This window comes from Hyphococcus sp. (genome assembly GCF_965228385.1).
In the GTDB taxonomy this organism is placed as follows: domain Bacteria; phylum Pseudomonadota; class Alphaproteobacteria; order Caulobacterales; family Parvularculaceae; genus Hyphococcus.
Window position 1 is genome coordinate 3,553,249 of the sequence record NZ_OZ245810.1, and the last position, 18,342, is coordinate 3,571,590.

The window sequence follows — 18,342 nt, forward strand, 5'->3', positions numbered from 1 at the left end:
GAAGCGCTAGTTTAGCGCCTCTTCACCTGTTAATACGGCCGCCGCGGCATGAACAGTTGCTGCAATGCGTAGCGCCGATTGCACCTGTTCGGCGGATAGCCCGCCTTTGCGCACGACTTTTTCATGGGCATCAAGGCACATGCCGCATCCGTTAATAGCAGAAACGGCAAGAGACCAGAGTTCAAAATCGACCTTATCGACCCCGGGGTTGCCAATGACGTTCATGCGCAACTTGGCCGGCATGGAGGCGTAATCTTTTGCGGACATCAAATGCGTAGAGCGATAATAAACGTTGTTCATGCCCATGATGGCGGCGGCGGCCTTGGCCGCTGTGACAGCTTCAGGCGAAAGCTTTCCGTCTATTTCAGCTGCCATGGCTTTGATTACGGCTGCGTTGCCGGAAGCGAGCGCGGACGCTAAAAACGCGCCCCATTTTTGCTGATCGCTGAGGCTGGTTTCAGAAGCCAGCGTGCCAAGGTTCAGCCGTATGTCTTTGGCGTAGTCGGGAATTTGATCACGAAGCGCGTCAATACTCATAATTAGCTCCTTTCATCAATTTATATAGGGATAAAAAAAGAGCGCGACGATTCTATCATGACCGCGCGCGCTCTCCATCATAGATTGCCTTACAGCGTGTCGCCGCCAACCGGACGGTTGCAAGGGCATAGTTCATCCGTTTGCAGACCGTCAAGAATGCGCAGGGTTTCCTGCGGATTGCGGCCGACATTCAATCCATTTACAGCCACATGTTGTATAACGCCATGCGGATCAACAAGGTAGGTTGCGCGCAAAGCAACGCCTTCCGGCGCACGTATGCCAAGCCCGTCAATTAACGAGCCTGTCGTATCAGCGAACTGCCAGGCGGGGTGCTTGTCAAGATCGGGATGATCGCGACGCCACGCCAGTTTACAGAACTCATTGTCCGAGCTGCCGCCCAACACGATAGCATCACGATCTTCGAATTCCTTGGCGAGACGGCCAAACTCAGCAATTTCTGTAGGGCAAACGAAGGTAAAATCCTTCGGATAAAAATAGATGACTTTCCATTTGCCGGAAAAACTGTCTTGCGTGATTTCCTCGAAAGCAGATTCGCCACTTTCCTCATGGGCGTTGAAGCCGGGTTTGACGCCTACAACGGAAAATTCGGGAAGTTTATCACCGACGCCTAACATGCATTTTCTCCTTTAAATCTATATGTGCGTTTGTCTAACCCATCGGGTGTGACGCATACATAGCGCTCTTGGAAAATTAATCAAATAGATTATATTTCTAAAAAATATCGAATATTTCGATCTTAAAAGGTGGTTAAATATGACGCCCTTGCCGACTTTGCGCCAGCTACAGTTCTTTATGGCCCTTGTGCGCCGGGAATCTTTCTCAAAGGCGGCCGAGGACTGCTTGGTGTCGCAATCGACGCTGTCCTCAGCAATAAAGGAAATGGAAGGGCTGATGGATCAGCAGCTTGTTGATCGCTCCACCCGGGCGTTTGCACTGACGCCGGCGGGGGAGGAGGTCGCATCGCGCGCGCCGGCCCTGCTTGCCGGCGCAGAAGACCTTGTACGCGCCGCCAGTTGCAGAAACCTGCTGGAGGGCGCTTTTACCCTCGGGGTTATTCCAACAATTGCGCCTTTCATGTTGCCCCGGATTGCAAAGGCGCTAAACAAGGCTTTTCCCAAACTGCGGTTATATTTGCGTGAAGACCTTACTGCGACACTTGCGGAAAGGCTGGCCGCAGGTTTGATAGACGCCGCTATTCTCGCCTTTCCTTATGATCTGCCGGGCATTGATTCCATCGAAATCGGTGACGATCAGTTCTGGTTTGCTTGCGCCGCCAGTCATCCGCTCGCGCACAAGAAGAGTTTAAAGCGCGGTGATATCAGGGGGTGTGAATTGCTGTTGCTTGAAGATGGGCATTGTCTGCGTGAACACGCCATTGATGCTTGCGAATTGCGCGACCGGGATGCAACGGCCTCCTTTGGCGGCACAAGTCTGTTTACATTGGCGGAGATGACGAAATCGGGTCTGGGGGCAACCCTGCTGCCAGATATGGCGGTAAAGGCCGGCTTGGCGACGCGAGCGGGGTTGAAAGTAATACCCTTCGCAAAGCCAGTCCCTTCACGCAAGATTGGCGTCGCATGGCGCAGAGGCTCGGGGCGCCGGGAAGAGGCGATCTCGCTTGCTGAAACGATCAAAAGCGCGGTCTATTAACGCGTTTCTACTGTCGTTTGGTGTGAATCTGACGCTTTGTCGGCGTTCTTGATGGCGGCAATTTCGCCATTATCAGACATCATGATTGCGATAGGGCGGGTTGTGCGGAATTGCGACAATACAATCATTACCGAAACTGTGATCGGAACACTCAGCAACAGGCCGGCAAAACCCCATAGCGATCCCCAAACTCCAAGTGAAAACAAAACAACCAGCGGGCTCAAATTTAATGTGCGGCCCACAATGCGGGGCTCAACACCGTTTGACATTATCTGTTCAGCGCCGATCAGGCTGACAGCGGCGATGGCGGCCATTCTGACGCCCCCGCCGTCTGGTTGCACCAGGCTAAGCAGGACCGGAAGGGTTATCGCTGACGCGGCCCCAAAAATAGGAATGTAGTTTAAGACGAAAATCAGCAATGCCCAGAAGCCGGCGAACTGAACCCCGATAATCAGCATAATGATGTAACTGATGCTTGCCGTGACGAGGTTGGACATGGTTTTCACGGTAATATATTGGCGGACCATAACGCCAATATCGTTTATCGTTTCATTGATAGCGGCCCGTTGACCAGCATCTGAGCCAAGAAGGCTTATCTTTTTAAAGATGCGGCTGCGCTCGATCAGCATGAATATCAAATATAGAAAAACGGTGATAAAAGTTAGAAAGTTAGAGGTGATTGAGCGCAAACTGCCCGCTGCCTGGGACAAGAGCGGACGGATCAGGTCCAGCGCAGATTGTTGGATCTGATTAACGCCGCCGAGTAGTTCTGGCGGCACAAAATCAATTGTTCTGAAAAATGAAATCGCATCATTAGCGAGTCCGCGCAGGCGTTGCTCATAGCTCGGCCATGCCTCAAGTAAGGTTTCAACATTTGACCGTATGATCTCAACGAAAAGAACGAGCCCGGCGCCAATTAACAGAAATGCGAACAGGTAGCCTAGCCAGTCCGGCATATATCGGCCGACAACCGGTATTCGCCGGACATTTTCCTTGAGGGTAAAAATCAGAAAACATAAAAAAACCGCGACGATAAAAGGAATTAGTACGCCGCGGCCGATATAAGCGATGAAGCCAATGAGCACGGCAACGGCGAGACCGTAGAATGTCTTGGCCATACCGTGCCTTTCCGCCCTTGTCATCGGTTTCTCCTTTAAACCTTCGCATAGGCCGATTTGCGATTTCACGCCAGCGCTGGAAAAACCGCCGCCGTAAAGTTTTATCCGATTTGCGTACTGCTTTCGCCATGCAATCGCTCTATATGTGTATCTTTCGCATGAGTGGATAAGCGGGTCAGGTAGTGAAATCCTTTTCGTTCACCGGAGAGCAAATTGCGCGCATCATCGGCGCTGCGGCGGCGGATGAGCTTTCTGTTCGATTTAATCGGCATATTGATTTCCTGACGGCCGCCAGCTGGGTGTGGGGCAAGCCGTTGGGCCGGGACGGCATGGCGTTGAATGAGGAGGAAAGGCGGGCCTGCGCTCGTCGCGCCGCATCACTTTTCGGGTTGCCTGATGATTTTCTGAATAACGCGCCTGCAGGAGGGCTCGATGACTGGGCGCGAGCGATTGAGAGCGGAATTTCGGAAAAACTGACACATCTTTCTTTCAAACCCGCCACGCGTAAAAAAGACGACGCGCTTTCTCACAATGCGGATTTGATTTTTCAGGATGCGGCGGCAGCGGCTAATATCCTTTACGGGCGCCGCCGTCTCCTTTCTTTTGTCGCCCCGCATAGCTTGCTTGGATTGGAGCTGTCGGTGCTGGCCCCCAATCTTTTATCGCTCGATGCGGTGGATGCGCGCGGCATGACCCCGGATGCGCTGTCCAAAAACCTCCTGTTTGGCGATGTCCTGATCGCGACGCCCACCTTGTGGCGGTATATGATGCAGGAAAAACTGACCGCGCCTGACAATACAATGGCGGTCACGTTTGGAGAGCCGATGTCGCGGGAATTGGCGGCGGAAATGCGCAACAGCGGATTTGGCGTATTGAGAGAGTTTTACGGTTCGACTGAAACCGGCTTGATCGCTTGGCGGGATTCACCCGGCGAGCCTTTTGCGCTGTTCGATCACTGGAGGCGGGAGGGTGATAATCTGATGCGTATTCGGCCGGACAGCTCAACGCTGAATGTCGAACCGATGGATGGTCTGGATTGGAAAAACGACCGCAGTTTTATGCTGTCAGGACGAAAAGACGGCGCCATCCAGATCGGCGCCGTCAACGTATTTCCTGATGCGATAGCCGAGGCGATGCAGGGCCATGAACATATAGATAGTTGTGAAATTGTTGTCGGTCGCCGGAGCGACGGCGCCAGCCGGCTTGTGGCGCACATTGTGTTGAAGAACAGCACGTTGCCAAATGAGAAAACGGCGCGCGCAATAGACGGCTGGTGCCGTGCAAACCTTCGGCAGCAGGAACGTCCGCATATTTATAATTTTGAAATTAAAAGGGCGGCGCGCAGCGCCGCCTCTGATTAATTTTCGCCGTCGCTCTGTGCGAGGCTTGAAGCCTGACTGAATTTGTTCTGGACTTGCGCTGCAACGCTGCTGAATGAAGTATCGTCGTCGCCTACCGTTACCGTGGCTTCACAATTCGTAGTGCAATTATACGTCGTACGGGCTGAGCCGCGATGCACGGTCAGCATGTCGGCGCTAGGCGTGCGAACGCGGATCGTCAGGTTTTTTACGGCTTCGCCCGCCTCATTAAAGACGAAAATGTTGGTAAGCCCGGGCGCTTTACCAAATAACAAGACATTTGAATTGTCCTGAACAGTCACATCGGCAATGGCCGGGTTGCCGACAACAATGCTTTGCGCTGGATTCTCAAGCTTATATGGGCGAACTTGATCCATTGTCAGCCAGATCTGTTCGGCGGCGGCGACTTGCGTCGTCCCGATAAAGAGAGCAGCGGTTAGAAAAATCCTGCGCATGGGGGCATCCTTGCTGAGTTCGAATTTTCTTTACCTTATGCGGCAGGTGTCAAAGAAAGCTTAAGGGAACGCAGCGTATTTCCGCTAACATTATTATTTGTGCCGTGAAATTTTACCGTGCCTTAAATCCACGCTGTTACTAAGGCTGTTACTGGTGGAGTGCGCAATGTCTGCTGTCCCTGTCGAAACTGAATCTACAGAAATAAACGAATTGCAGCTACTCGGGTCTATAGCGCCGTTTAGGGGCTTGCCTGACGCAGTTCTGTCGCTGCTCTACGAGCATAGCGAGCGGCGCGCCTATAGCGCAGGCCAAACGGTCTTTTCGCTAGGTCAATATGATGGCGCAGAATTTGTCGTTGTGCTGGATGGGGCGCTGCGCATTTCCATTGCTGACGGCGGCTCCGGCGCCATGACGATTGATGACGTCAACGCCGGTCAGGCATTCGGGCTGGAATTTGCAATGGCTGAACCTGATCCTGCCGGATTTCAGCAATTGGGGGCCACGGCGGCGGTGGATTGCGATCTGATTTTCATAGATGCGGCGGAATTCAAATCTCTGGCTGGCGGGCGTCCGTCATTAATGCGCAATATCGCCATTTATCTCGCAGGGCAACTTTCCGAGAGCAAGATGCGCACGGACGCTGCGCAAGCCGCACCGATGCAGCGAGTTTACGTCGCTCTTCTGAAAAGTATTGAGCGGGATGCGCTAACAGGGCAGTGGAAAATTAACCGTATGCCCAAGCATCGGGAGCTTGCCGACCAGGCCGGCGTCGACGAATCAATAGCCGCCGGCGCGGTCGCCTCGCTTATACAGGACGGCGTTGCGCAACGCGAATACCCCGGTCTCATCATCAATGATATGGGGCAGCTAAACCGTCTGGCGAGCTAGAGTTAACCGCTGTTAACCATAATACGTATACAGATAAAAAATATACTTCGTTCAAGCTTTTTTTACATATCAAGGCGATGATGCCCCCAGTCTGAAGAATTTACTATTCTTCGGCGGTGCAAGTGAAGAGTAAGCAGGAGTCGACAAATGAAAACTCTTATCAAGCGTTTTAAAGACGATGAAAGCGGTGCAACGGCTATTGAATATGGCCTGATCGCCGCTCTTATCGCGGTTGCGATTATCGCTGCCGTGAAAACTCTCGGCGGCACCTTGAACGATACGTTCACGGAAATCGACGACGAGTTGAACAGCTAATCGCCTCACGGCGTAACTGCGCCGCTGAAGCTATATGCTACGGAAAAGGAGGCCTTTCGGTCTCCTTTTTTGTTTATGTCTAACGAAACATTAAGACCGTAAGCCTTAAGTTCATCCCGTGTTTCCCGGAGATCACGGCGTGATTGCATATTTATTGTTGTCTGTATTCCCAGCCGCCCTTTTGATAGCGGCGGCGAACGACATTTACGAATTCAAGATTCCTAACTGGATTTCGCTGGTGTTGGTGGGCGTCTATCCGGCGGCCGGCCTCGCTGTCGGCGCTGGCGCTGACATCCTCATGGAAGGGGCTTTGATCGGCGCCGCCGCCCTAGCAATCGGATTTGGACTGTTTGCTGCGAAAATTATTGGCGGCGGGGATGCGAAACTGCTGGCCGCCACAACCCCGTGGCTTGGCCTCGGAAGTCTGGGCGTCTTTTTGTTCAATACCGCCCTCGCGGGTTTGGTGCTGGCGCTCGCCATGCGGATGTTTCGAAAGCTTCCCATTTTGCCGGTTTATGCGCATGCGCCGTGGTTAATTCGCCTGCATGAGCGGAAAAAAGACCTGCCTTACGCAGTCGCTATTGCAGCCGGCGGACTCATTAGTTTTTCGCAAACGCCTTACTTCCAATTGGTCATTGGCGGTTAACAAAGGCGGTTAACACAGTTTTGAGGAGTTTCGCTCACCATAAGAACCACAATGTGCTGAGTGAAAGCGTAATAGACAGGCAGGATGATCATGAACGTAAGTCGAATTGCAATTCTCGGTGTTGCGCTCGTCGCCGGCGCTGCGGCGTTTTTCCTGATGCTGGGCAACAAGCCTGAGATATCGCCTGTTCAGATCGTTGAGCCTGTGCGCGAGGAAACTGTTCGCGTACTTATTTCAACGAAAGATATTCAGCGCGGCCAGCGATTGACGCTGGAAGACACTAATTGGGTTGCATGGCCCAAAAAAGCTGTGCAGCCGACATTTATTACGGATGAGAACTCTGGCGCGCGTGAAGAATTGGAAAGCGCCGTTGCGCGTTCGCTGATTGTTACTGGCGAACCAATCGTCAATGCAAAAGTCGTGCGGGCGGGGTCTTCCGGGTTGATGGCGGCGATATTGGCGCCTGGAATGCGGGCGGTTACGCTGCGCGTATCGCCCGAAACATCCTCAGGCGGATTTATATTACCTGGTGACCAGGTTGATATATTATTTGCTGCTGGCGGACGCGGAAACAGAGGCGGCGGAAACGGCGCGCGGACGATTTTTGAAAATGTTCGCGTTCTCGCGGTGAATACAATTTACTCCGAAAACACAGAGACAGCGCATATCGACGGCGCCAACGTCACGCTCGAATTGTCGCCGCTTGATGCGGAAGCATTTGTTACAGCGCGTGACGGCGGAACGTTGAGTTTGGTTCTGCGCAGCATTTTCAAACCAGAGAATGAATTGCAGGCGAGTGAGCGGCGTTCATCAAATGTAAGTGTGATCAGATATGGACGTTCGTAGAAACAAGATTGGGCAGGGGCTTGTCATGTCATTCCTCGATATAGTGAAAAAATCCATCCGGCCGATTGTGGTCGCCGTTGCGGGTGTTTCTGCGGTTTCGTTGAGTACGCCTTCCATGGCGCAGACAGGCGCGTATCCTGTTAAAATCGATGTCGGCGGCGAAAGCGAAGTTTCAAGAAGCATCATTCTTCCTTTAAACAAGGCGGCGATCGTTGAACTACCGAGAGACGCTGCCGATGTGCTTGTCTCACAGCCGACTGTTGTCGATGCGGTCGTGCGTTCGCCGCGTCGGGTCTATTTGCTTGGCCTTACGACCGGACACACCAACGCCTATTTCTTTGATGGGCGCGGCCGTCAAATCCTCAACCTCGAAATTCAGGTTGAGCGAGATATGGATGCGCTGAGTGAACTTTTTGAACGCATCATGCCTGATGCGCGCATTGAAGTTGAATCGGTCAACGACAATGTCGTATTGCGCGGCCTTGCACAATCTGCGAGCGAGGCGGCGAACGCTTCGGATCTTGCCGGGCGTTTTGTAGGAAATCCTGAGCAAGTTATCAATCTGATTTCCATCCGCGACCCTGATCAGGTTATGCTGAAAGTGCGTGTCGTGGAAATGCAACGGCAATTGCTGAAGCAGCTTGGCGTTTCTGTCAGCGGTTCGGTGCCGATTTCAAATTCCGCGTTCACGTTCGCTGCTGCAAATAGCGTTGCGACCAACGGCGGTATTGGCCTTGGCGGCTCGCGTCCTAATCCAGGCGGTACGCTGCAGGATCTTCAGGCGTCATTTCAGGCGTTTGAGTCTAACGGTCTTGTGAGAGTCTTGGCTGAGCCAAACCTGACAGCGATCTCTGGCGAGTCTGCGCGGTTTCTGGCGGGCGGCGAGTTTCCGGTTCCCGTTGGTCAGGATGACGGCGTTATTTCTATCGAGTTTAAAGAGTTCGGCGTCGGCTTAGGGTTTACGCCGCTGGTGCTGAGTAAAGGCCGGATTAATCTCAAAGTGTCCACCGAAGTCAGTGAAATCACGACGGAGAATGCTTTCTTCGTGCCTGGCGTTACTACGGTCGACGACAGCGGCAATCTTATAACGACAGCCGGCCTATCTATTCCGGGCCTTTCTGTGCGCCGTGCAAATACGGTTGTAGAGCTTCCATCTGGCGGCAGCCTCGTCATGGCCGGTATGTTACAGGAAGACATGCGCTCCACTGTAGAAGGCGTCCCGGGTGTGAAAGATGTGCCCGTTCTCGGTCAGCTCTTCCGTAGTCGGAATTATACGAATAACGAGACTGAACTTGTGATTATCGTAACGCCGTATCTCGTGACGCCTACACATGAATCGAACTTGCTTGATCCATCTGAAGGATTTGTCGCGGCGAGTGACGCGCAAACCATCTTATTCGGCAAAATCGTTTCGACTTACGGCCTTGCGGGCGCCGGCGTGAAAGAATCGTCGCTACAGGGCCCAATGGGTTTCATTCTAGATTGATAGGAAAGACGTTATGACTGTTAATTTTTACAAGGCTGCGCTTCTTTCCGCTGTATCTTTAGCGGCGTCGGCCTGCTCCGGCGGCTTGTTCAATGGTCCAGAGCAAGCGCTTTCGGTCGGCGAACAGCATCCTATTTCGGTTGATAACCAGGTAGTGACGCTGACAATCGCCACTGACGCAACGACAAGCGATTTATCGAATGTAGACCGGGCGCGTTTGCGGGCGTTTGCGGATTCATACCTGAATAACGGTCATGGCCCGCTTACCGTGACGGGCCCATCGGGCGCAGGAAACGACAGTGACGGTCATGAGGCGTCGGCGGATATTCGTCAGGCGCTCAATGATTCCGGTGTTCCATGGTCGGCCATACACGGCGCTACATACCGGACAGGCGATGCGGCTAATGAAATAATTTTGTCGTTTACGCGCTATGTTGCAACGGCGAGTCCTTGCGGTATCTGGAAGGGTGTTCGCGAAAGCCAATACAGAAACGTCCGTACACCAAATATGGGGTGTGCGACGATGAATAACTACGCGGCTATGATCGCCGATCCGCATGATCTGATTGCGCCGGCGGATAGTGATCCGCGTGACGCAGAGATGGCGGTTCGTGGGATCACACTCTATCGTGAAGGTCAGATTACAGCCTCTGAGATTGACGGAAACATCAACGCGGAAGCGTCTAGTCAATAATTTGGCGTGCTTTCCTGCGGGAGGCTCGAGGGAGAAGAAGATGAAAAACGCTGCTGAAACGACTTATCAGCCGGCCGAAGATGAAGAAGGCGTCGCTGACGGCGCCGCCAGTCTCGGCGCTGATGGAGGTCCGGTTGCAAATGTGCAAAAACCGGCCACTGACGATTTTGGCGATGAGGCATTCTCGGAAGAAGACGAAGCCTGGCTGAACGAAGAGCTTTCGGACGAAGAATTAGCCGCTCTCGGGGAAGAGGATTTCGGCGATGAATTTTTTGACGACGAAGCTTTCGCTGACGAGGCTACAGGCTTGGAAGAGAGTGAATCGTTAGATGAGGCTGCGTCGGACGATGAAGGATTTGACGCGTCTGAATTTTCTGCGGCTGATCTTGAAGAGATCGAAGCGGCGTTCAACGAAACGGGCGCAAGCTCGGTTAGCGCCGATGATGAACTTGGCGTAGCAGAAGCATTTGATGACGCCGCGCTGGAAAATGACAAGGCTCCGGAAGCGAGCGGGCCTGCAGTAGAAGGCGTCGCAGGTGGCGCAGCAGACAACGCTGGCGAACACGCGGAAGCTCTTTCCCAGGGCGCATTAGTCGCTGCGGCTTCCAGCGGGGCGGGCGCGCTTGAAGAACATGATTATGGCGGCGCAGTTTCAGACATAAGAGACGAAGACATCGATCATCGTCCGGTGCCGCGGATTTCCATCCATGCCTTCTGCGAAACACCTGAAACAACCGGGTTGCTGGAAAAAGCGTCCGTAGACCGGCGTTTGTCAAAGGCCCACCTGACCATTCATATGGGCGGCGTTGCAAAAGCCATTGATCATTTCCAGACAGCGGGCACGCCCAACCTGATTATTCTGGAAACGCTTGCCGGCGGAGCCGAAATTTTCGCCAAGCTCGGCGAGTTGGCGGAGGTTTGCGACCCTTCAACAAAAGTTGTGATCATCGGCAAGGTCAATGATATTATTCTTTACCGGGAGTTGATCAAGCAGGGTGTCAGCGAATACATCGTTCGGCCGAATTCGCCGTTACAGATTATAAAGACTGTTGCGGATCTGTATGTAGACCCGTCAGCGCCGCCGATCGGTAAAACCATGGCGTTTGTCGGCGCACGCGGAGGCGTCGGATCGTCAACCGTGGCGCACAATGTGGGTTGGTGCACAGCCGAAGAGTTTAAAAGCGATACTGTTATTCTCGACCTTGATCTGCCGTTTGGAACGACTAGCCTCGATTTCGATCAGGAGGCGTCAGCCGGACTGGTTGAAGCGCTTAGCTCTCCGGAGCGGCTGGATGACGTTCTGCTGGACCGTCTTTTACAAAAGCACACCGACCGTTTGAGTCTGTTTACAGCGCCCTCAATGCTGGATCGTGACTTCGATCTTGACGACCAGGCGTTTGAAACTGTGCTGGATGTTGTGCGTGGCGCGGCGCCGACAATTGTCGTTGATGTGCCGCATATGTGGACGACGTGGTCAAAACGCATCCTGATGACGGCGGATGAAATCGTGATCACGGCGACGCCTGATCTTGCCTCATTCCGGAATACGAAAAACCTGATCGATATTCTCGGCGCTGCGAGACCGAACGACGCTTCACCGACGCTGATTATCAATCAGTTCGATGCGAAAACATCGGCGGTCCAGCCGGATCAGTTTGCCGAACATGTGGGGCTAAAGCCTTCGCAGGTTCTTCAATGGGACCCGCAGCTCTTTGGCACGGCGGCGACAAATGCTTCACCGATCTTAGAAGTCGGCGGCAAAACAAAAACAGCACAAGCGTTGCGCGAACTTTCCAGTCAACTGCTTGGCCGCGCGGAGCCCAATATTGCCCGGCCCAAGTTTAGCCTGGCTGGTATGTTTAAAAAGAAACGGTAAGGTGATTAATGTTCGGACGCAGAACGGCTCCACTTGAAGCGCCGGCGGCTAAATCTGCAGCAGTCGCCAAAAAACCGGCGCCAGCGGCTAGTAAGCCTGCGCCCAAACCAGCGCCGAAGCCAAGCAAACCGGAATCCAAAGCGTCCAGCCCGCCGCCGGCCCCGCCGCGGGTTGCAACGCCGTCTGCCAAAGCGCCCGATAAGGTGGAAATCGGCGGACGCTCCGATGAATATTTCCAGACCAAGACGACGATATTCAACGCGCTGATCGACACGATCGATCTGTCGCAGCTTGCGCAGCTCGATACTGAAGCCGCGGCGGAAGAAATTCGCGACATTGTCAACGAAATTATCTCTATCAAGAATGTACAGATGTCCATTGCGGAGCAGGAAGCGCTTTTGCAGGACATTTGTAATGACGTTCTGGGGTATGGGCCTCTGGAGCCGTTGCTGGCGCGCGACGATATCGCCGACATCATGGTCAACGGCGCATCGCGGGTCTTTATCGAAGTCGGTGGTAAGATTCAGCTCACTAATGTGCGGTTTCGCGACAATGCGCAGTTGATGAATATCTGCCAGCGTATCGTAAGTCAGGTCGGCCGCCGTGTTGATGAAGCCAGCCCGATTTGCGACGCGCGTTTGCCCGATGGTTCGCGTGTCAACGTGATCGCGCCGCCTCTGTCCATTGACGGCGCCGCGCTCACCATCCGTAAATTTAAAAAAGACAAGCTGCGCATTCAGGACCTTGTCAACTTCGGCTCGATTTCACCCGAAGGCGCCAAGGTTCTGGAAATCATCGGTCATTGCCGAATTAACACCTTGATTTCGGGCGGTACAGGTTCTGGTAAAACAACCTTGTTGAACTGTCTGACCGGGTTCATTGAGCATGATGAGCGCGTCATCACTTGCGAGGATGCGGCCGAGCTACAACTACAGCAGCCGCACGTCGTTCGCCTTGAAACGCGTCCGCCCAATCTTGAAGGGCAGGGTGAAGTAACGATGCGCGACCTCGTCAAGAACTGTCTTCGTATGCGTCCGGAACGGATTATCGTCGGCGAGGTTCGCGGCCCGGAAGCGTTCGATTTGCTTCAGGCCATGAACACTGGTCATGACGGATCCATGGGAACGCTTCACGCGAACAGTCCGCGCGAGGCTTTGCAGCGTATTGAATCCATGATCACGATGGGCGGCTATAATCTGCCTTCTAAAACGATCAAGGAAATGATTGTCGGATCTATCGACGTTATTGTTCAAGCGGCGCGTCTGCGCGACGGCTCACGCCGTATCACGCACGTAACAGAAGTTCTTGGCACTGAAGGCGACACGATCATCACACAAGATCTTTTCATCTACGACATGGAAGGTGAAGATGTCGATGGCAATATCGTCGGCAAACACAAATCAACGGGAATCGCGCGTCCCGCCTTTTGGGATCGCGCCCGATATTACGGAAAAGAAGCAGAACTGGCGGGCGCTCTAGACGCGGCCTCGGAGTAAACGGTCATGGATCAGCAGATCCTCATTGTTAGCGTTTTGGGACTGGTTGCATTTGGCGCGCTGGCGTTTGTGTTTTTGCAGCCGACCGAAAAGGATAAAGCCAACAAGCGCGTTTCATCTTTGAATACGGCGAAGGCTGTAAAGCGCGGCGGCGGGAACACCGAAGCGCAGAGCAAGGAACGGCGCAAGAAGCTGGCGGAATCGCTTGCCGCGCTCGACGATAAAACTAAAAATCTAAAAAAGAAACGCCGCCTGACGATGGAGCAAACGCTTGATCAGGCCGGCCTGCCGATTAAACCGAAACACTATTACATGGCCTCGGTCATCGCTGCATTGTTCTTTGGTTTTATTGGACTTATTTCCGGTCAAAAGCTCTGGATTACCGGCCTTTTGTTCCTCATTGGAGGGCTTGGTTTCCCGCGCTGGGTGATCAACTTCATGCGAACGCGCCGGCAAAAGAAGTTCGTACATGAATTCTCAAATGCGATTGACGTTATTGTGCGCGGTGTAAAATCCGGTTTGCCTGTCAATGAATGTTTGAAAATTATTGCTCGCGAAGCGCCGCGGCCGGTGTGCGACGAATTCCATATGCTCACCGAAGGTATTCGCGTCGGCTTGTCCATGGAGCAGGCGCTGGAGCGGATGTATGAGCGCATGCCGCTGCAGGAAGTTAATTTCTTCGGCATTGTGCTGATGATCCAGCAAAAAACCGGCGGTAACCTCGCTGAAGCGCTTGGCAACCTTTCAACAGTTTTGCGGTCGCGAAAGTTGATGGAAGGCAAGATTAAGGCGCTATCTGCGGAAGCGAAAGCGTCGGCCTATATTATCGGGTCTTTGCCATTTCTGGTCATGGGCTCGGTTCAGCTGTCATCGCCTGATTATCTGGACCCGTTGTTTTCAACCCGCATGGGTAATTTTATCCTGATTGGCGCCGGCATATGGATGTTGACCGGCATACTCGTCATGAAAAAAATGACGAAGATCAAAGTGTAGAGCGCAAACGATGGACGCTATTGTAAACGCCGTAACGGACCGCAATTTTCAAATTGCGCTGCTTGTGTCACTCGCATCGATTGCGACCCTGTATACCGTGCTTGAGCCGCTTCTGGTCAAGGATAAGCTCACGGAACGGATGAAGTCCGTCGGGAATTATCGTGACAATTTGCGTAAGCAACAGCGGGACGCGCTGGCTAAGAAGAAAAGTGTTAGCCTTAGAACAACCTCTCCCCAGGGCGCGTTAAAAGAGCTGGTTGAAAGCCTTAAACTTCTTGAAATTTTCGATGCAGATTCAGCGCGCAAAAAATTGATGATGGCTGGGTATCGCGGTCAGGGGCCGGTTTTTACGTTCATGGCGGCGCGACTGGGCCTTCCTTTCGTGATGGCGATCCTGGTCGGTGTCTATGTCTATCTGCTTGACGGTTTCGAGTTGGACAGTTTCGGCCGACTTCTGGCGACCATGGGCGGATTTTTTGGCGGATTCTATGTGCCCAATATCTACATTTCAAACGCGGTTTCCAAGCGCCAGCAGAAAATACAGGAAGCCTGGCCGGACGCGCTTGACCTTCTGCTGATCTGCGTTGAATCAGGAATGTCTATTGAAGCCGCGTTTCAGAAGGTTGGAGACGAAGTCGGCCCAAACTGCCCTGAGCTGGCTGAAGAACTGGGGCTGACAACCGCTGAGCTTTCGTATCTTCAAGAAAGAAAACAGGCCTATGTCAATCTCGCCACACGTACGGGGTTAGACTCAGTCAAGGGCGTTGTAACGGCGCTTGTCCAATCAGAAAAATACGGAACACCTCTCGGGCAGTCCTTGCGCGTTATGGCGAAAGAAAGTCGTGACATGCGCATGCAGGAAGCCGAGAAAAAGGCTGCGGCGTTGCCCCCGAAGCTCACCGTGCCCATGATCGGCTTTTTCCTGCCGGTGCTGTTCGCGGTAATTCTCGGCCCAGCGATCATGAGCGTTATGGGTATGGAATAAAGCTATTAAATTCATTTGAGCGAGTACAAAGCGGCGTTGTCATTCAGCGCCGTTTTTTGTCTAGTGGCGATCGATGATGATCGAGTTGCTGATTTTGCTGCTTGCGGCCGCTGCCGCCGCAATATTAGGCGGCGGACTTGGCGCGCTGGAGCGTGTGCATCCGCAGTGGATGCAAACCGAACTCCGGCACGCCATTATAGCCTTTGGCGGCGGTGCTCTGTTCTCCGCCGTCGCGCTCGTCTTGGTGCCAAAGGGCATGGCGCAGCAGCCGTCCTGGACGGCGCTGCTAAGTTTTGCTCTTGGCGCAATCGTTTTCATGAGTTGCGACCGATATTTCACGAACAAGGGAACGCCGCTCTCTCAATTGCTCGCCATGCTGCTGGATTTTGTGCCCGAGGCGATTGTTGTCGGTGCGGTAATCACGAGCAATTATTCCGAAGCGGTATTCCTTACAGTCGTTATCGCCGCCCAGAATTTTCCCGAAGCGTTTAACGCTTATCGTGAAATTACTCACGCTGGAAAAGGCGGCTTCATGCGTAAGCATGGCTTGCTGGTCATAACCATTGCCGCGCTATCAGGCGTTGGCTGGGGATTGTTCGGGCTTTTCGCTTTCGAAGCGGACAGTGCGTCATTGGGAACGCTGATGACGTTTTGCGCAGGCGGCATAGTCTATCTGATTTTTCGCGATGTGGCGCCGCAGGCGACGCTTGAGCGCCACTGGTATCCGTCTTTAGGCGCTGTGGCGGGGTTCATGGTGGGTATGGCCGGCCATGCGGTCGTTGGATAATCAGGGGCTGGTTTATTCTTCAGCCGAACTCGCGTTTTGGGGTGAATAACGCTCAAACCAGCCGAGAATATGTTCGACCTTCCCAATAAGCCGTGATGGGCGTCCGGCGATGCCATGGCTTGAGCCGGGAACACGAACGAGCGCCGTATCAACGCCGCGCAGCTTCAAGGCTTGGTAAAACTGCTCGGATTCAGAAATCGGCGTGCGGTAATCCTCTTCGCCGGTCAGCAACATTGTCGGCGTTGAAACGTTTCCCACAAGCGAAAGCGGCGAGCGTTCCCAATAATGTTCAAATTCCTCCCACGGCGCGCCAGGAAATTGATGCGTAATCTGATAGACATAAATATCGCCCGTGAGCACCTTGCTGGTCCAGTTGATGATCGGTTTTGCCGCGACGGCGGCCCGAAACCGGTCCGTCAGTCCCACGAGATATGCGGTTGATACGCCGCCGGCGGAGCCGCCCGTTACATAAAGTTCGTTTTCGGCGATGAAGCCTTTGGCGATCATGGCGTCGACGCCGGACATATGATCGGCGAAATCGTCCCGGCTAGGATATTTGTGCTGCAGGAGTAGACCGAATTCTTCACCATAAGAAGAACTGCCGCGATGGTTATCGTAAAAAACAACATAACCCTCGGCGGCGTAGCGCTGCACTTCGAGAGAGAAGTTTGGCCCATATGCAGCATGCGGGCCGCCGTGAATTTCGAGGATGAGCGGATATTTTTTCGCGGGATCGAAGTCCGGCGGCGTTACGTACCAGCCTTGGATTTCGACGCCGTCCAGTGAGGATTCATAAATGATCTCGTGAACCGCGCCGAGATCCGTGTCGCCAAGCGCATCCTCATTGAGTGTAGTCAATTGCCGCACGTTTCCGCGCGCTTTTAAGGCAACGTCCGCCGGCCTGTCAGGCGCGCCTTTCGTATAAGCGATGACGCCATTGCCGGAAACGGAAAAGTCGCCGCTGACATAAGGCCGGCCAAGCGTTGCGCCGCCAAGATTTTCAGCAACTGTCTGGTTTTGGCCGTTCAGTCTGGCGTATCCGACCTTGCGCTCGCCGCGATCATCATACAGATAATATACGCCGCGTCCCGCGGCGTCCCAGACAGGGCTTTCAACAGATCTGTCGAGATTGGGCGTAAGCGATCGCACCTCGCCGCCATCGCTATCCATTACAAACAGCCTGGCCGTGCGAAATGCGAGGCCATTATTGTCCGCGCCGACATAAGCGATCTGATTCCCGGACGGAGAAACCGCCGGCTCGCTCTCGGCGCCGGGTTTGGAGGTTATCCGGTTCAGCGCACCTTCAAGAGAGACGCTGTAAATATCGGCTTCAACCGTCTGCAGCTCCCATTCCGGATTGCGATTTGCAGAGAACACGATGGACTTTGAATCCGGCGTCCAGGAAAGCGGGCCTTGATGGTTGAAATCGCCATTCGTCAATCGTTTTGCTGAGCCGCCGTCGGCGGGAACAACAAAAATATGCGCATATGCCGGGTCCAGATATCCTTCGCCGTCAAACCTGTATCGCATCTCCTCGATATAGTTGAACGGTTCCGCCCAATCAGCGCCTTCGGGCTTTTTAGGAATCTTCGCAAAGGGTTTTTTGTCTTTTTTGTCGTTCATGACAAACGCGATCAGGCGCCCATCCGGCGACCACGCCAAATCGCTCGGCGCTTCGGTAAGGTTGGTGATGAGCGCGGAATCACCCGATGACATCCATTTCACGTAAAGTTGCGGTGATCCCTCTACTGATGAAATATATGCAATGCGCTCGCCGTCTGGCGACCATCGGGGGAGCGTATAATCGGCGCGACCGGACAGAAGCGGGCGATGATCGTCGCCATCGGCATCCACGAGCCAGATGTTGGACCGCGTTTTGTCGGTCATAATGTCGTTTGATCGGCGTGCATAAGCGACAGTGTCGCCGTCGGGGGAGATCTGCACGTCGCTGGCGTACTCTATATTGAAAACGTCAGCAGGCTGCAAAAAACGATTACCTAGCTGCGCGTCATCCGCAGGCTGGACTTGCGCATGAGCCGAAAGGCTCAGCAAAAGTGTCGAACAACAGAAAAGCCCTGACAGCCGCATCCCCATAATCCCGCTCCATTATCATGCGCATTTATTCACACGATATTATGTGAAAACTGGATTGGCGACCCGCATGCGTGATTTTTTACGCTGAGGGTTTTA

Annotated in this window: 18 protein-coding genes; 13 read left to right on the forward strand and 5 right to left on the reverse strand. The window is 53.5% G+C overall.

From position 1 onward, the window contains the following. Positions 1-6 precede the first annotated feature (6 nt). Together ACQK2Q_RS16705 and ACQK2Q_RS16710 are read right to left on the reverse strand one after the other, a co-directional pair. Positions 7-537, reverse strand: coding sequence for a carboxymuconolactone decarboxylase family protein (locus ACQK2Q_RS16705; RefSeq protein ID WP_425410880.1), 531 nt, complete (start codon positions 535-537; stop codon positions 7-9). A gap of 89 nt (positions 538-626) precedes the next feature. Beyond that, entirely contained in the window at positions 627-1,172 is a 546-nt protein-coding gene (locus ACQK2Q_RS16710) for a peroxiredoxin (protein WP_425410881.1), read from the reverse strand. A gap of 139 nt (positions 1,173-1,311) precedes the next feature. Here ACQK2Q_RS16710 and ACQK2Q_RS16715 point away from each other — a divergent pair, with 139 nt between their 5' ends. Then, entirely contained in the window at positions 1,312-2,208 is an 897-nt protein-coding gene (locus ACQK2Q_RS16715; protein ID WP_425410882.1) for a hydrogen peroxide-inducible genes activator, read from the forward strand. Here ACQK2Q_RS16715 and ACQK2Q_RS16720 read toward each other — a convergent pair. Continuing rightward, a complete protein-coding gene (locus ACQK2Q_RS16720; protein WP_425410883.1) occupies positions 2,205-3,395 on the reverse strand; it encodes an AI-2E family transporter in 1,191 nt (396 codons plus the stop codon). The two genes, ACQK2Q_RS16715 and ACQK2Q_RS16720, sit on opposite strands and share 4 nt — an antisense overlap. A gap of 113 nt (positions 3,396-3,508) precedes the next feature. Here ACQK2Q_RS16720 and ACQK2Q_RS16725 point away from each other — a divergent pair, with 113 nt between their 5' ends. Beyond that, positions 3,509-4,687: a hypothetical protein gene (locus ACQK2Q_RS16725; RefSeq protein ID WP_425410884.1), complete on the forward strand. Its 1,179-nt coding sequence runs from the start codon at positions 3,509-3,511 to the stop codon at positions 4,685-4,687. Here ACQK2Q_RS16725 and ACQK2Q_RS16730 read toward each other — a convergent pair. Continuing rightward, complete coding sequence (locus tag ACQK2Q_RS16730) at positions 4,684-5,139, reverse strand: pilus assembly protein N-terminal domain-containing protein (protein WP_425410885.1); 456 nt, start codon at positions 5,137-5,139, stop codon at positions 4,684-4,686. The genes ACQK2Q_RS16725 and ACQK2Q_RS16730 overlap by 4 nt on opposite strands. 166 nt (positions 5,140-5,305) lie before the next feature. On the opposite strand from ACQK2Q_RS16730, the gene ACQK2Q_RS16735 reads away from it, so the two are divergent. The 11 genes from ACQK2Q_RS16735 (at position 5,306) to ACQK2Q_RS16785 (ending at position 16,152) form a co-directional block, all read left to right on the forward strand. Continuing rightward, on the forward strand, positions 5,306-6,028 hold the full coding sequence (locus ACQK2Q_RS16735) for a Crp/Fnr family transcriptional regulator (RefSeq protein ID WP_425410886.1): 723 nt from the start codon (positions 5,306-5,308) through the stop codon (positions 6,026-6,028). A 147-nt stretch (positions 6,029-6,175) separates the two neighbouring features. Further along, positions 6,176-6,343 carry a Flp family type IVb pilin gene (locus ACQK2Q_RS16740; protein WP_425410887.1) on the forward strand — a complete coding sequence of 56 codons (168 nt, stop codon included), beginning with the start codon at positions 6,176-6,178 and terminating at the stop codon, positions 6,341-6,343. 139 nt (positions 6,344-6,482) lie between these two features. After that, the gene (locus ACQK2Q_RS16745; RefSeq protein ID WP_425410888.1) at positions 6,483-6,989 is read left to right on the forward strand and encodes an A24 family peptidase; all 507 of its coding nucleotides are present in this window, start codon (positions 6,483-6,485) and stop codon (positions 6,987-6,989) included. Positions 6,990-7,079: 90 nt separating this feature from the next. Further along, a complete protein-coding gene (gene cpaB / locus ACQK2Q_RS16750) occupies positions 7,080-7,835 on the forward strand; it encodes a Flp pilus assembly protein CpaB (RefSeq protein ID WP_425410889.1) in 756 nt (251 codons plus the stop codon). 25 nt (positions 7,836-7,860) lie between these two features. Further along, complete coding sequence (locus tag ACQK2Q_RS16755) at positions 7,861-9,321, forward strand: type II and III secretion system protein family protein (RefSeq protein ID WP_425410890.1); 1,461 nt, start codon at positions 7,861-7,863, stop codon at positions 9,319-9,321. 13 nt (positions 9,322-9,334) lie between these two features. Beyond that, positions 9,335-10,015: a CpaD family pilus assembly protein gene (locus ACQK2Q_RS16760; protein ID WP_425410891.1), complete on the forward strand. Its 681-nt coding sequence runs from the start codon at positions 9,335-9,337 to the stop codon at positions 10,013-10,015. Between the two features lie 40 nt (positions 10,016-10,055). Then, a complete protein-coding gene (locus ACQK2Q_RS16765; protein ID WP_425410892.1) occupies positions 10,056-11,891 on the forward strand; it encodes an AAA family ATPase in 1,836 nt (611 codons plus the stop codon). An 8-nt stretch (positions 11,892-11,899) separates the two neighbouring features. Further along, the gene (locus ACQK2Q_RS16770) at positions 11,900-13,387 is read left to right on the forward strand and encodes a CpaF family protein (RefSeq protein WP_425410893.1); all 1,488 of its coding nucleotides are present in this window, start codon (positions 11,900-11,902) and stop codon (positions 13,385-13,387) included. Positions 13,388-13,393: 6 nt separating this feature from the next. Beyond that, complete coding sequence (locus tag ACQK2Q_RS16775; protein WP_425410894.1) at positions 13,394-14,380, forward strand: type II secretion system F family protein; 987 nt, start codon at positions 13,394-13,396, stop codon at positions 14,378-14,380. A 10-nt stretch (positions 14,381-14,390) separates the two neighbouring features. Beyond that, on the forward strand, positions 14,391-15,365 hold the full coding sequence (locus ACQK2Q_RS16780; RefSeq protein ID WP_425410895.1) for a type II secretion system F family protein: 975 nt from the start codon (positions 14,391-14,393) through the stop codon (positions 15,363-15,365). Positions 15,366-15,438: 73 nt separating this feature from the next. Further along, positions 15,439-16,152 (forward strand): ZIP family metal transporter, encoded by a 714-nt coding sequence (locus tag ACQK2Q_RS16785; protein WP_425410896.1) that lies wholly within the window; start codon positions 15,439-15,441, stop codon positions 16,150-16,152. Between the two features lie 12 nt (positions 16,153-16,164). On the opposite strand, the gene ACQK2Q_RS16790 is transcribed toward ACQK2Q_RS16785, so the two are convergent. After that, positions 16,165-18,240 (reverse strand): prolyl oligopeptidase family serine peptidase, encoded by a 2,076-nt coding sequence (locus ACQK2Q_RS16790; RefSeq protein WP_425411185.1) that lies wholly within the window; start codon positions 18,238-18,240, stop codon positions 16,165-16,167. Positions 18,241-18,342 lie beyond the last annotated feature (102 nt).

Bases quoted from the DNA above. Each gene is read 5' to 3' on its own strand.
- ACQK2Q_RS16705 (WP_425410880.1), bottom strand. From the start codon at position 537: ATGAGTATTGACGCGCTTCGTGATCAAATTCCCGACTACGCCAAAGAC.
- ACQK2Q_RS16710 (WP_425410881.1), bottom strand. From the start codon at position 1,172: ATGTTAGGCGTCGGTGATAAACTTCCCGAATTTTCCGTTGTAGGCGTC.
- ACQK2Q_RS16715 (WP_425410882.1), top strand. From the start codon at position 1,312: ATGACGCCCTTGCCGACTTTGCGCCAGCTACAGTTCTTTATGGCCCTT.
- ACQK2Q_RS16730 (WP_425410885.1), bottom strand. From the start codon at position 5,139: ATGCGCAGGATTTTTCTAACCGCTGCTCTCTTTATCGGGACGACGCAA.
- ACQK2Q_RS16735 (WP_425410886.1), top strand. From the start codon at position 5,306: ATGTCTGCTGTCCCTGTCGAAACTGAATCTACAGAAATAAACGAATTG.
- ACQK2Q_RS16740 (WP_425410887.1), top strand. From the start codon at position 6,176: ATGAAAACTCTTATCAAGCGTTTTAAAGACGATGAAAGCGGTGCAACG.
- cpaB (WP_425410889.1), top strand. From the start codon at position 7,080: ATGAACGTAAGTCGAATTGCAATTCTCGGTGTTGCGCTCGTCGCCGGC.
- ACQK2Q_RS16755 (WP_425410890.1), top strand. From the start codon at position 7,861: ATGTCATTCCTCGATATAGTGAAAAAATCCATCCGGCCGATTGTGGTC.
- ACQK2Q_RS16760 (WP_425410891.1), top strand. From the start codon at position 9,335: ATGACTGTTAATTTTTACAAGGCTGCGCTTCTTTCCGCTGTATCTTTA.
- ACQK2Q_RS16765 (WP_425410892.1), top strand. From the start codon at position 10,056: ATGAAAAACGCTGCTGAAACGACTTATCAGCCGGCCGAAGATGAAGAA.
- ACQK2Q_RS16770 (WP_425410893.1), top strand. From the start codon at position 11,900: ATGTTCGGACGCAGAACGGCTCCACTTGAAGCGCCGGCGGCTAAATCT.
- ACQK2Q_RS16775 (WP_425410894.1), top strand. From the start codon at position 13,394: ATGGATCAGCAGATCCTCATTGTTAGCGTTTTGGGACTGGTTGCATTT.
- ACQK2Q_RS16780 (WP_425410895.1), top strand. From the start codon at position 14,391: ATGGACGCTATTGTAAACGCCGTAACGGACCGCAATTTTCAAATTGCG.
- ACQK2Q_RS16785 (WP_425410896.1), top strand. From the start codon at position 15,439: ATGATGATCGAGTTGCTGATTTTGCTGCTTGCGGCCGCTGCCGCCGCA.
- ACQK2Q_RS16790 (WP_425411185.1), bottom strand. From the start codon at position 18,240: ATGCGGCTGTCAGGGCTTTTCTGTTGTTCGACACTTTTGCTGAGCCTT.